The sequence below is a fragment of the Solibacillus kalamii genome (assembly GCF_002174535.1).
Classification (GTDB): domain Bacteria; phylum Bacillota; class Bacilli; order Bacillales_A; family Planococcaceae; genus Solibacillus; species Solibacillus silvestris.
Window position 1 is genome coordinate 572,890 of sequence record NZ_NHNT01000002.1, and the last position, 12,655, is coordinate 585,544.

The following is a 12,655-nucleotide window of genomic DNA, read 5'->3' on the forward strand; positions in this document are numbered from 1 at the left end:
GTGAGAAAAATTCCGACAAAAAAAGGATTGAGTACTTTGCAAAGGATAGAAAAAATAGAGTTAACAACCAACTTCCCGATTGGTCCAGTAAATTCATATGTTGTGTTTGGAGAAAAGTTAACCCTTATTGATGCCGGCCTAAAAAATAAACAGGGTTGGGTTGATCTCAATAATGGCCTGCATCGTCTAGGTGTTGAATTAACCGATCTTGAACAAATTGTATTAACACATCACCATAATGATCATACAGGTCTTGTCGACTGGATTTTAGAGAAGAATCCTACTATTAAGATTTTTGCTCATAAAGATACTGAAATGATTTTAAAAGATGAAAGCTATATAGAATGGAGCTCTGAATTTTTTCACAACTTATTCATTGAATTTGGTTTAACAGAAGATATGGCTATCAAGTCAGCGTTTCGAAAGGGACACCGGGATTACTTCCAAACTGCATCTGTTGATGAGGTACTAGAGGAGGGAGATATTGTACCGGGTTTACCTTCATTTCAAGTAATAGAAACGTTAGGTCATTCACAGGATCATATTTCTTTTTATTCCGCGGATGAGCAGCTGTTCATTTGTGGAGATCACATTATCAAAGGGGTCCATGGAGGGATGTGGATGGATGCACCTAAACCCGGAAATACGCGTGCAAAACCCTTAATCCAATATCTAAAGAATTTAGAAAAGTGCAGAAAACTTTCTGCTAACTTTACTTTTTCAGGACATGGCCCCATTATTTCCGATTTAGATGAAGCAATTGACGGACATATAAGCAATATAGAACATCGTGTAAGTCGAGTGATCAATACATTAAAAAAAGCAAATGGTGCTGCAACCGGATTTGAAATTATACAAGACATGTACCGGGGAAGGTATGAGAAAGCTGTAATTACATTTTTGTTTGAAATTATAAGTGTACTGGATTTATTAGAAGAACGGAATATTGTCATTTCAGAAAAACAAAATGGAGTATTTAAGTACCGATTAGTAAATAATTAGTGGAAAAAGCATAATGTTTCGTTTGACTGAATAATTCTTTAAAACTACTAATAAAATGTTAAGACACAAAATTTTAGTAGATAAGGCAGGAGGAATTTATTTGACTGGAAGATTTGAAAATAGAGTTGCATTTATAACTGGCGGTAGTCGCGGTATAGGGAAAAGCATTGCAGAAACTTTTACTGAAGAAGGAGCAAAAATAGCCATAATTGATATTGATACGGAAGCATTACAAAATGTACAGTCTGAATTTAAAGAAAAAGGATTCGACATTTTAGCCCTACAGGCAAATGTTGTGAATTCACATGAAGTTGATGCCGCGATGGAACAGGTTATGAAGGAATATGGATCAATTGATATTTTGGTTAACAATGCAGGCATTATCCGTGATAACTTACTATTTAAAATGACAGATAATGACTGGGATCAGGTAATCGATGTTCACTTAAAAGGTGCCTTTAATACAACGCGTGCAGCACAAAAATACATGGTTCAGCAGAAGTATGGAAGAATTATTAATATTTCTTCAACTTCAGCATTAGGGAACCCCGGCCAAGCAAATTATTCAACGGTTAAAGCCGGGTTGCAAGGTCTGACAAAAACACTGGCGAGAGAATTCGGGAAATTTGGCATTACTACAAATGCAGTTGCACCTGGTTTCATTGAGACAGATATGACAAAATCTACTGCAGAGCGAATCGGCGTACCTTTTGAAGATTTCCTGAAGGCAGGTGCCAGTAAAATACCTGTTGGCAGAGTTGGAAAGCCTAGAGATATCGCAAATGCAGTTGCTTTCTTTGCCGATGAAAATTCCTCATTTGTAAACGGGCAAGTACTCTATGTAGCTGGCGGGCCGACAAATTAAAGAGGAGGGATGAAGTTTTGTATACAGAGTATATTGGACTAACTTCTAATAAAGTGAGAAATGTAATTGAAAGAGAGCTTGTAAGAAGATTTGCTGAATCCATTGGAGATAATCATCCAATCTATACTGATGAAGAGATTGGTAAACAATCACGATATGGTACAAATATTGCTCCCCCTACATTTCCAAGGGTGCTAAGATCCGGCTATATCGATGGACTCAAATTACCGTTAAAAGGATTAATACATGGTGAACAAATTTATCATTATGAACGACCTCTTTTGGTTGGAGAGGAAGTCTATTGCTACTCGAAAATAGAAGATTACTATGAAAAAGAAGGCAGCACCGGAAAAATGGGCCTCCTGAAGATGACACGGTATGGTGAAGACAGAGATGGAAGATTAATTTTCACTGAAGAGTCGATCACAATCATCACGGAAACGGTAAGGAGGTCCTTAAACGTATGACAGTTTTAGCAGATATAAGAAAAGGTGAATCTCTTGAAACGATACTAGAACCTGTATCGAGAATGGATTTAATCAAGTACTCAGGTTCTTCCGGTGATTTTAATCCGATTCATACAATTGATGAAGAAGCTAAAAAAGCTGGTCTACCAGGAATTATTGCTCATGGTATGTGGACGATGGGCAATCTTTCCAAGCTGTTTACGGCTTATTATGAAGAGGGCTATATAAAAGATTATAATATTCGATTTTCAGGAATGGTGTTTTTAAATGATGTTCTTACTTTAAAGGCCGAATTAGTTGACAAAGTGGATCAATCACTAATCTTTGATGTGAAAGCTATAAACCAGCATCAAAAAGCTGTGGTTAAGGGAAAATTAATATTTGAACGTTATTAATTAAAAAGGGTTTGTCTCGATTTCAAATAGGATAGGGGCAAATCCTTTAAATATAAACTGATAATGAGGAGACCATATATGAAAAGAGATGCTGTCATTGTATCAGCTGTTCGTACGGCGATTGGAAAACAAGGTGGGGCATTAGCAAGTCTTCCTGCTCATCTGTATGGAGGGGAAGTTATTAAAGAAGCAATCAAGAGAGTGAATCTTAATCCTGAAATGATAGATGATGTAATTTTAGGAAATGTTTTAAGTGGTGGCGGCAATATTGCTAGATTGACAGCTTTACAGGGCGGTTTATCTGTCAACATACCGGGGTTAACAATAGACAGGCAATGTGGTTCAGGTATTAATGCAGCTGCATTAGCTGCCCAAGCGATACAATCTGGGGCAGGTGATATATATGTTGCCGGGGGGATTGAAAGCATGAGCCGTGCACCATATCAATATGAGCGTCCAGAACAAGCATACAGTTCAATCCCGCCAAGGTATCGTAAAACGTTACTTGCTCCTGAAGAAATCGGTAACCCGGGCATGGGAACTACTGCAGAAAACCTTGCAAAAAAATATGATATTACAAGAAAGGAACAAGATGAGTATTCCTTAAGAAGTCAACTAAGAATGGCAACTGCAATTAATGAAGGTCGTTTTGATGAACAAATAGTTCCAATTAGTATCCCTGTTCGTAAAGGTGAGCCGATTCTTTTTAACAAAGATGAGCATCCACGTCCGAATACAACGTTAGCTGCATTAGCAAAGCTATCTCCGGCTTTCCAAAGAGATGGAACTGTCACAGCAGGCAGTAGTTCCGGACTTAATGATGCGGCATCAGCAATGGTCATTATGTCTCGAGAGAAGGCTGAAGAATTAGGAATTCAACCATTAGCCACGATTAAAGGATCAACCGTTGCAGGAGTAGACCCTAATATCATGGGAATTGGTCCCGTACCGGCAACGAAAAAATTATTAGAGAAGTTGAATCTTTCTTTATCCGATATGGACATTATCGAATTGAACGAGGCGTTTGCTGCACAGGTAATCGCCTGTGACCGGGAATTGGGAATCGATCCGGAAAAACTAAATGTTAATGGCGGAGCAATTGCACAGGGGCATCCATTAGGTGCAACAGGCGCAATTTTAATAACAAAAGCTGTATATGAATTGAAACGATCGGCTGGGAAATTTGCCCTCATTACAGCTTGTATCGGTGGAGGCCAAGGAATCTCTTTAGTAATCGAAAGGGAGTGAACTAAAATTGTAAAAAAATAATGACTTGAGGAGTAAATTAAATGCGCGGAAGAATTCTAAAAGAAAGTATAGACCTCTTTGATAAAAAGGGATTCAGCAAAACTTCCATTCAAGATATTATTGATACAATCGGTGTGACAAAGGGTACCTTTTATTATTACTTTAAAAGTAAACAAGAATTATTAATGGATATTCACTTAAATTATATTAAAGAGTTATTAGCCGAACAAGAAGTAATATTTAATGATGAATATCTTAGTAATAAAGAAAAATTGAATAATTTAATCTCTTTAATTATAAAAAATATTAAAATACATGGGAAGAGTGCAAGAGTATTTAATCGTGAGTTTCGGCATCTCGATGATAATCAATTAAAGTTAATCAATGATTATCGTAAAGAGTTTCGGATTAAACTCCAAAAACTCTTAGGTGAAGGAATAGAAAAAGGGGAATTCAGGGATGACCTTAGATGTGATATTGTCATTTTTGGAATTCTAGGCATGGTTAACCGTTCGTATAATTGGTATGATCCGGATGGGGAAGTGTCAGAAGAAGAGTTAGTGAATACCTACATGGATATAATATTAAATGGAATAAAAAAAGAGGAAAAAACTGCACTCATTAATGAAAAAATTATAGAAAATCATTTTACAGCTTAAATGGAGAGTTATGAATAAAAATAATGGTATATGTGCGTATGAAGGTTTCAAATATACCTTTGTAAAGATTTATATGAGCAAAAGAGTAAACAGGTGGTGTTCTGTATTACTCTTTTTTTGTTTTTTATAATCTATAAATGAATATATGTGAATTCAGTTAATTTGAGTTAATTTGTAATACTATTTTACGAATGGTTTAGTAATTGTATACAATTTTTCGTATATTCAATTATTTTATTTCAATTAAAAGTATATTTATGGTAATTTAGTAATAATACATTTTTTACAATTTAAACATTAAGGAGGAGTATTCAATATGGTATCATTTCCTAAACCAGGGGCAGAGCAGTTTTTAAGGACATTTTCAATTAGAGATTTTGCGGTGAGTCCGGATGAAAATCAACTTGTTTTCAGTACAAATTTAAGCGGAAAGTATAATTTATGGGCAATGAATCTGCCAAGTACATTCCCTACACAGCTGACATTCAATAATCAGAGCTGTCATGGGCTTCTATATGATAAACAAGGACGATTCATCATGGCAGGTTTTGATGACGATGGCAATGAAAATACACAATTTTATGGTTTGCCTCTTCATGGGGGTACATTAAAACCGATTATTAATGAAGAAGGAACGCGCAATACGGGAATGATTCTTTCCGAAGACGGGAAAAAGCTTTATTACACTTCATCAAAAGGAAATCCCTCTTTTTTGAATACGTATAAACATGACCTGGAGACAGGGGCGGAAGAATTGATTTTAGAAGGAAAAACTACTCCTACATTATCTATTGGTTTAAGCCCGAATGAAGAAACCCTGCTTTATATGATGGGGTATTCAAATACGCATTCGCTGTTGTATGCAAAACGGGGGAACGAAAATACTTTGTTAACACCGTCTACCGATTGTCAGCACACAGTTAGTGACGCTTGTTTCGCAACAAATGATCTCATTTATTTTTTAACGAACTACGACGCAGATTTTACATACTTGGCCTCGTATAATTTAGAGACAAATGAATTTACTAAAGTGAAAGATATAGAGAATGAAAGCTTCACTACCCTGAAATATGACCAGCACAAGCAGCACCTATATATAGTTAGTGAAAAGGGTGTAGAAGATACTGTATACATGTATGATTTGGGCTCAGATGAATGGGAGAAAATACAAACGCCATGTAGTACTATCGATAAGTTAGTTGTGACAAAGTCAGGAAATTTATATATGTTAGGCGGAACTGCTACTAAACCGGATAATATTTACCGATTTACAGATAATGAATGGACTTCTCTTACACAATATACAGTTCCGGGTGTCGACCATAGCGAATTAGTGGAGCCGGATGTCATTTCGTATGCTTCTTTTGATGGGCTGGAGATTGAATCTTTATTCTTCAAAGCTAATAACGAAAATGATAATGGGGAAATCATCCTTTGGCCACACGGTGGTCCGCAAGCTGCAGAGCGAAAATTCTTTAGAGCTTCATTCCAATTCTTTTTAAATAATGGCTATAGTATATTTGCACCAAATTTCCGTGGGTCAACGGGTTATGGATTAGCTTTCATGAAAATGGTGGACGGAGATTGGGGGTACGGTCCGCGTCTTGATAATGTCGCAGGTCTCGATTGGCTTATTGACAACGGTTATGCAGAAAAGGGGAATATATTATTGATGGGTGGAAGCTATGGTGGCTATATGGCATTGTTGCTTCACGGACGACATGCGGATTATTTCAAAGCTGTAGTCGATATCTTTGGGCCGTCTGATTTGTTTTCATTTGTCGATTCGGTTCCGGAAGACTGGAAACCGATGATGGATCAGTGGGTAGGAAATCCTGAAAGAGACAAAGAAAAGTTTATCGAATATTCTCCGATTACGTATTTAGAGACGATGACAAAACCAATGCTCGTTATTCAAGGAGCAAATGATCCACGAGTTGTAAAGGAAGAATCGGATCAAATTGTACAGGCGTTAAAAGATAAAGACCGTGAAGTCGAATATATGCTTCTTGAAGATGAGGGTCATGGATTCTCTAAAAAAGAAAATGAAATTGCGGTTTACCAAAAAATCCTTTCATTCTTCAGCCAATTTGTTGAATCTAAAGTAAAATCATAACGAAAACATCAATTATAATTAATGATTCTACACAAATTACATTCAGCGACAATCATTATGCAATACGTGATTGTCGCTTTTTTTACAATGAAAAGAAAGAAAAAATTAATTTGCTTCCCATATATTTAGCACTCCTTAACCCATTTATATTAATAGTAAAAGCTTTATATAGTATGAGGGGAAAGTAATTAATGTTGACAAATGACACGTTAAGTGTAAAATTACACAAAAAGGGTTTTGTTTATTAGGGGGATTTTATGAGAAATTTTTGGTTAATTATTTCTTTAGTACCTACCGCATTCTTATTTCACTATTATGAATATGGACAACACATTAAACATGAAGAAGCAAAATTTCTCCTCCAGGGGTCTATACTGTTCGTACTAGTTGCAGGTGTTTTAGCTGGGAGTGTAAAATTCCGACATGTTTTGTTAGCAAATATCGTATCAACAGTGTTGTCTGTTTTTTTGGCATCTTATTTTATAGCAGATGATGGTGGTTGGTTTAAACCTGTTGGCAGAGATATGGCAGTAATATTTTGTTCAGTTGTATTCTTAATAGGACAGTTATTTGTTAGATTATTTTCACGTAGATTTTTCATGGAAAAGGAGTTTGTTCGGTAGTTTTTTTACTTTAGGAGGATAAAATGAGGTTAAAATTGTTTATTTTTCTTGTGTTTTCATATGTCATTGCTTTTTCAGCAAATTTAATCCCATCATTTAAGCATCCAGATTCAACGATGAATATTTTTAATTTGTTTGCTACAGCATTATTTCTGATCGCTTTACTAATATTAATTAAAGAAGTCTCTTATAGTAGCAAATCTAAGAGCGGATTAAAGATATTATTCCTATTTGGTTCTATCTCGGGCTTAATTGTCTATAGCACTAAAAAATTAGAAAGCACTATGATAAATTACACCATTTTAGATATCATAGCGTCCATTCAGTATCCGTTTTATTTGATATATACTACACCGCTATTTGGAATAAACTATTTATTAAACTTAAATTATGAGACTTTCTCTTTGTTAATGACACCATTGTATGTTATTGCCTTCATTCAAATTATGAGTTTTAAAAAAGTAGATATCAGAAAAGTTTAAATAAGCATGGTGTCTTCATATAAACTTCTTTGAAAAGGGAGAATGGGGGTGGAATAATGGATGCATTATCCGGGCTAGCTATTGGACTAATCATCATCGGATTTTTAGTGTGTGCTTTTAAAATGAGAAGTTTAAAAGATAAGATTCATGATAGTTCAGCTACTCGAGTAATCATTGGGTGGATAATAGGAACCGCAGCGTGGGGAGTATTGAGTATTTTTCTAGTTGTATGGTGGCTAATTCCTCGATTGCTGTGAAAAACTACATTATAAAAAGAGGACTATTGAATCCCATTTAAGAATCTAAATAATAGGACGTAAAAACGAAGGAGCTGTTTAGAATGTGTGGGATTAGTAACTAAAAATAAAGAACGAGATTTTTGTCTACCAAAGCATCGTCAGGAAATAATGGAAGCAATCGAACTCGATTTAATCCGTGATGAAAATGTTTTGGCCATTTTTTACGGAGGGTCTATCGGGAGTGGGGAAACGGATTTATATTCTGACATCGATCTCCGGATTGTTGTAAAAGATGAAGTGTATGAGGAATACAGGTTGAACAAAAAGCAACGGGCCAATAACTGGGGAAAGGTTCTATTTTTTGAAGATTTCAATTGGGCAAATTACAGTACGGCACATTACAGGACATTTATAAAAGTAGACAGCTTTTATTATAAATCGGTGGATATTAAGCCTTCTATCTGGCTTCAGAAATTAAAAATTGTCCATGACCCAACAAGATTAATCCAAGATGTATTAACCAAATCAGCGGCTTTAAAGTATAGGCCATCTGTTCATGAAATTGAGCATTGGAGAACAAAATTTTTCGCTTATCTTCATGAAGCTTACCGAAGAATGATGAGAAATGAAATCTATTATGCGCTTCACAATATAGATAATTTAAGATTATCCATGATAACTGGTTGGTATATGGAAGCAGGAATACAACCAAATACATTTGGCGATTGGGCAAAATTAGAAGGGGATAGAAGTAAGCTCAATGAACGTCAATTATCACTGTTAATTCAGTGGCAGTGTAGCAGGGAACAAGATGATATTTTAAATGTAATGAAAAGTATCATTCCGGAATTCATTCCAATTCATAAGAAATTATGTGAGCAATACGGGATCGATGAGAATTCAGAGTGGGTAACAGAAATTTTAAATATGGTAATGTAAAATCAAGGTTGAAGAAGAGACAATTATATCTATGGTGTAATAAGAGATGTATAAAATAAGCAAAAACGCTCAGTTTTTAAATAAAACAAAGTATCTGAGCGTTTAATATGCTTCTTCAATTAATGCCCTGAATTTGAATTCCTAAAAACAAGCCCAAAAACCGTACCTAACCAAACTCCTATAAAAATAGTAATGGCAAAGAAGCCTAAACCCATACCTTCCCAACCACCAACAACAATTATGCTGAAAAGTAATAAACCGAAGCAAATTAGACTCAATATAGCAGAGGTTAAAAGTAAAACATTTCTTGAAACCTTACGTGCAATAAAAAACATCATAAATACAAATAAAATTCCGCACAATAATATAGGAGTCCATCCGTCCAACATCAAAACATCCACTTAATTACCCCCTGTTATGTTTTCCACAACCTGAACTGATTGTTAACACACCAAAAAGAATATTCCCTAAATATTTTAACGTAAATTTTCCATTTCTTTAAGAATAACAGGGAAATGCTTGCCGGAGAATATGGATTATTCGAAATTCCTTATGATTAAATCCGAAGAAACCGGCTTTCGCTGCATTTCTCTTGCCCAAACCGATAGCTGGCCAATGTGATGAATCTCATGCGTTATCATATGAGCGAGGATCTTTTTTTGCGTAAATTCTAAAATGGTGCCGTCACGTCGCTGTATTTCTATAATTTGATTTTCATAATCTGATGGAAGTTGCTCAATTAAGGATTCAGTATACGTTTGAACAAAGGTAGAGTAGTCTTTTATCTCACTCAATAAAGTAAGAGAATGCCGCTTTTCAAAAACTATTTTTTCATCCATAAATGAATTTAACCACAGCAGTTCACAGTCTATTATATGTGTCAGTGTTTCCCGTAAACTTTTCATACCACCAACCCGCTCTTTATGAAATTCTCCTTCAGGTAATGATTCACACCAAGTGAACCAATCTTCACGTACTTGCCAATTGTATTTAAATAAAGATAACATTTTGCACCTCATTCTAGTAGAATAGTAAGAAAATTATAACTTAAATGGATTTATTGGGAAACATTATTGAGTATTACTTCTAATTTTAAGGAGTTGAACGAATGAGTAAAAAAGCAGCACATAAGGTCTACATCATTTCAGGACCGGCAGGGGTAGGAAAATCTACAACTTCAAAAGAACTGACTAAAACATTTAAGAACAGTGCCTATATTTCTGGTGATTATATTAGCCATATGCACATTAACGGGAGAAAAAAGCCGTGGGAAAGCTCGGAAGAAGTGTCGCTGATTTGGGATAATATATTAAGTCTCACAAAGAATTTTATTAAGTATGGCAATGACGTCATCGTGGACTATGTAACCTTCCCTAAAGAAGCAGAATGGATTAGCGACAATCTTAAAAGTTTAAATGTGGAAGTAATTTACGTAGTTTTATGGACTGATAAGAAGACTTTATTGACTAGGGATAATATGAGGTTACCAAGCGACAGAATGGGTGAACGATGTGTGATATTAGTAGATGAGTTCATAGAATCAGGATTAAATGAAAAACACATTTTTGATACAAGCAATAATTCGCTTGATGAAATTTCATATGCGATAAGTGAAATAATAAATAATCCAAAATATAAATTAAATTAGAAACTTATAAGAATGTAAATGAAGATTGAGAAGTTGAGGTGTTTTTTTGAGGAAATTTAATGTCTCCATAGAAACGGATAGACTAGTAATAAGACCGCTTGAAGAAGTAGATTACACATCATGGTTATCCGCATTTGAAAATAGATTGCCTTCACAGCATCAATACGATGAAGGTAAAATCGATATGAGCATTTGTACAAAGGATTGGTTTGTAGATTTGGTAGATCGTCATCAAAGGCTTGCTTCCGAAGATAAAGTATATGTGTTTGGGGTTTTCCGAAAAGTAGATCTTGCAAATATCGGTTCAATTGATTTTTCCACAATAATGAGGGATGAATTTCAATGGGCAAGATTTGGTTACACCATCCACAACCAATTTTGGTTACAAGGATATGGAAAGGAAGCTGTAAAAGCTGCGATTACACTAGCTTTTGATAAACTGAATTATCATCGGATCGAAGCACACATAAACCTGGATAACTTTCCTTCCATTAAGTTAGCAGAAAGTGTTGGCCTGCAATTTGAATGTATAAGAAAAGGATTTATTTACGAATTTGAAGTGTGGATAGATCATCTTATTTACTATATAAATTCGAAGTAAGGGATAAAACTACATCACTTCAATATAATGCAACTGCGGGCGGAAAGAAAAATAGGAGGTGATGAATCATAGAGAATTTTTTTGTGAATTTAATTTTAATATCGTCAATTTTTGGACTTGTACTATTTTTTATTAATAAGTTTTTAAGAAAACGACTTAACGTTGAAAAGAAAGAGTTCTTCTCTTATAACCATGTAAATGAACAACATAAAAAAATAGATTGGGCCATCAGAATTACTTTTATTGTCTTTGTGTTATTCGGTTTTTTCATTAATGTCAACCGCGATCCTTCAAAGCATATTTGGTTTTTGCAAACGCATATTCTTATGTTCGGTTTTATTATTGCAACTGAACTAGTGAGAATTGTTATGGAGAAGAGATATGCAAAAAACAAAAATGATTACATTTTTACGGCTGTACAATTAGTGGTCATCTCGGTGTTTTTACTCGCAGTGTTTTCGACAGACTTTTTTGGCTTATTGGCATGGTAGTAAGTGCTTGTTTTACTAAAGTAGCGTATATTACTAGAGTAGTTTTGCTTAAAGGTTATTAAAGAAAGGAACCGAAGATGAAAAAGAAATTAATAATTGCAGTTATATTAATGGCTCTTTTATTTGCAGGGATGTTCAAAGTTACGAAATTAAGAACGTTTCAATTTTTTGGAGGGTTGACCTACCAAGCGGAAACAAAAGACAAGGTTATTGCTTTAACATTTGATGACGGTCCGACCAAGAATGTGGATCAGCTTTTGCCTTTATTGGATGAATACAAGGCTAAAGCTACGTTTTTCCTTATCGGAAATGAAATTGAAAAACATCCTGAAGAAGCTAAAAAAATAGTAGAAGCAGAGCATCAAATTGGAAATCACACTTATTCACATAAAAGAATGGTTTTAAAATCGCCTTCTTTTATTAAAGAGGAAATAGAAAAAACAGACGAGCTGATTAGAAAGATTGGGTATAAGGGAGAAATCGACTTTCGCCCACCATACGGGAAAAAATTTGTCGGGTTACCGTATTATTTAAATCAGCACAACAGGGAGACTATTATGTGTTCTTTAGAACCGGAAACGTATTACACAAGCGTTGATGATAAAGTAGATTATGTACTGGAAAACATTAAACCGGGCTCAATTATTTTGCTTCATCCAATGTATGATCAAACCGGTGGGACAATACAAGTAGTTGAAGAGATTTTAAAGGAACTTACGAGCGAAGGGTATCAATTTGTAACAGTGAATGAACTTCAAGAACGATGATTTTTAATTGTTACAGTGGGAAATAAAAATATTAAATACTTCAGGCCTGTATCTTTGATTAGTCCATAATCTTAGATACGGGTTTTTCAAGTTTTTTATAATTATATATATTA

At 34.9% G+C, this 12,655-nt stretch carries 17 protein-coding genes; 15 read left to right on the forward strand and 2 right to left on the reverse strand.

Annotated elements, in window-relative coordinates:
* Positions 1 to 36: 36 nt before the first annotated feature.
* The 11 genes from CBM15_RS06615 (at position 37) to CBM15_RS06665 (ending at position 9,035) form a co-directional block, all read left to right on the forward strand.
* Positions 37 to 1,002: an MBL fold metallo-hydrolase gene (locus tag CBM15_RS06615; protein ID WP_239534679.1), complete on the forward strand. Its 966-nt coding sequence runs from the start codon at positions 37 to 39 to the stop codon at positions 1,000 to 1,002.
* Between the two features lie 100 nt (positions 1,003 to 1,102).
* The gene (locus tag CBM15_RS06620; RefSeq protein ID WP_087616440.1) at positions 1,103 to 1,867 is read left to right on the forward strand and encodes a beta-ketoacyl-ACP reductase; all 765 of its coding nucleotides are present in this window, start codon (positions 1,103 to 1,105) and stop codon (positions 1,865 to 1,867) included.
* Positions 1,868 to 1,884: 17 nt separating this feature from the next.
* Entirely contained in the window at positions 1,885 to 2,334 is a 450-nt protein-coding gene (locus CBM15_RS06625) for a MaoC family dehydratase N-terminal domain-containing protein (RefSeq protein ID WP_087616442.1), read from the forward strand.
* Positions 2,331 to 2,729: a MaoC/PaaZ C-terminal domain-containing protein gene (locus CBM15_RS06630; protein WP_087616444.1), complete on the forward strand. Its 399-nt coding sequence runs from the start codon at positions 2,331 to 2,333 to the stop codon at positions 2,727 to 2,729. The genes CBM15_RS06625 and CBM15_RS06630 overlap by 4 nt, the downstream gene beginning before the upstream one ends.
* A 78-nt stretch (positions 2,730 to 2,807) precedes the next feature.
* Positions 2,808 to 3,977, forward strand: coding sequence for a thiolase family protein (locus CBM15_RS06635; protein WP_087616446.1), 1,170 nt, complete (start codon positions 2,808 to 2,810; stop codon positions 3,975 to 3,977).
* A gap of 41 nt (positions 3,978 to 4,018) precedes the next feature.
* Positions 4,019 to 4,636 carry a TetR/AcrR family transcriptional regulator gene (locus CBM15_RS06640; RefSeq protein ID WP_087616448.1) on the forward strand — a complete coding sequence of 206 codons (618 nt, stop codon included), beginning with the start codon at positions 4,019 to 4,021 and terminating at the stop codon, positions 4,634 to 4,636.
* Positions 4,637 to 4,952: 316 nt separating this feature from the next.
* Positions 4,953 to 6,752, forward strand: a complete 1,800-nt coding sequence (locus CBM15_RS06645; RefSeq protein WP_087616450.1) for a S9 family peptidase — start codon at positions 4,953 to 4,955, stop codon at positions 6,750 to 6,752.
* Positions 6,753 to 7,009: 257 nt separating this feature from the next.
* A complete protein-coding gene (locus CBM15_RS06650) occupies positions 7,010 to 7,375 on the forward strand; it encodes a hypothetical protein (protein ID WP_087616452.1) in 366 nt (121 codons plus the stop codon).
* A 23-nt stretch (positions 7,376 to 7,398) separates the two neighbouring features.
* Positions 7,399 to 7,857, forward strand: coding sequence for a hypothetical protein (locus CBM15_RS06655; protein ID WP_087616454.1), 459 nt, complete (start codon positions 7,399 to 7,401; stop codon positions 7,855 to 7,857).
* 56 nt (positions 7,858 to 7,913) lie between these two features.
* Positions 7,914 to 8,114 carry a phosphate starvation-inducible protein PhoH gene (locus CBM15_RS06660; RefSeq protein ID WP_087616456.1) on the forward strand — a complete coding sequence of 67 codons (201 nt, stop codon included), beginning with the start codon at positions 7,914 to 7,916 and terminating at the stop codon, positions 8,112 to 8,114.
* Between the two features lie 87 nt (positions 8,115 to 8,201).
* On the forward strand, positions 8,202 to 9,035 hold the full coding sequence (locus CBM15_RS06665) for a nucleotidyltransferase domain-containing protein (protein ID WP_087616458.1): 834 nt from the start codon (positions 8,202 to 8,204) through the stop codon (positions 9,033 to 9,035).
* A gap of 119 nt (positions 9,036 to 9,154) precedes the next feature.
* On the opposite strand, the gene CBM15_RS06670 is transcribed toward CBM15_RS06665, so the two are convergent.
* Both CBM15_RS06670 and CBM15_RS06675 read right to left on the reverse strand, forming a co-directional pair.
* Positions 9,155 to 9,436, reverse strand: a complete 282-nt coding sequence (locus tag CBM15_RS06670; protein WP_087616460.1) for a YesK family protein — start codon at positions 9,434 to 9,436, stop codon at positions 9,155 to 9,157.
* A gap of 135 nt (positions 9,437 to 9,571) precedes the next feature.
* On the reverse strand, positions 9,572 to 10,042 hold the full coding sequence (locus CBM15_RS06675; RefSeq protein ID WP_087616462.1) for a DinB family protein: 471 nt from the start codon (positions 10,040 to 10,042) through the stop codon (positions 9,572 to 9,574).
* A gap of 101 nt (positions 10,043 to 10,143) precedes the next feature.
* Between CBM15_RS06675 and CBM15_RS06680 the strand changes: the two genes are divergently transcribed.
* The 4 genes from CBM15_RS06680 (at position 10,144) to CBM15_RS06695 (ending at position 12,542) form a co-directional block, all read left to right on the forward strand.
* A complete protein-coding gene (locus CBM15_RS06680) occupies positions 10,144 to 10,683 on the forward strand; it encodes a P-loop nucleotide/nucleoside kinase family protein (RefSeq protein ID WP_087616464.1) in 540 nt (179 codons plus the stop codon).
* A 46-nt stretch (positions 10,684 to 10,729) separates the two neighbouring features.
* On the forward strand, positions 10,730 to 11,284 hold the full coding sequence (locus CBM15_RS06685; RefSeq protein WP_087616466.1) for a GNAT family N-acetyltransferase: 555 nt from the start codon (positions 10,730 to 10,732) through the stop codon (positions 11,282 to 11,284).
* A gap of 83 nt (positions 11,285 to 11,367) precedes the next feature.
* Positions 11,368 to 11,775 (forward strand): DUF4181 domain-containing protein, encoded by a 408-nt coding sequence (locus CBM15_RS06690; protein ID WP_239835819.1) that lies wholly within the window; start codon positions 11,368 to 11,370, stop codon positions 11,773 to 11,775.
* Between the two features lie 77 nt (positions 11,776 to 11,852).
* A complete protein-coding gene (locus CBM15_RS06695; protein ID WP_087616470.1) occupies positions 11,853 to 12,542 on the forward strand; it encodes a polysaccharide deacetylase family protein in 690 nt (229 codons plus the stop codon).
* Positions 12,543 to 12,655 lie beyond the last annotated feature (113 nt).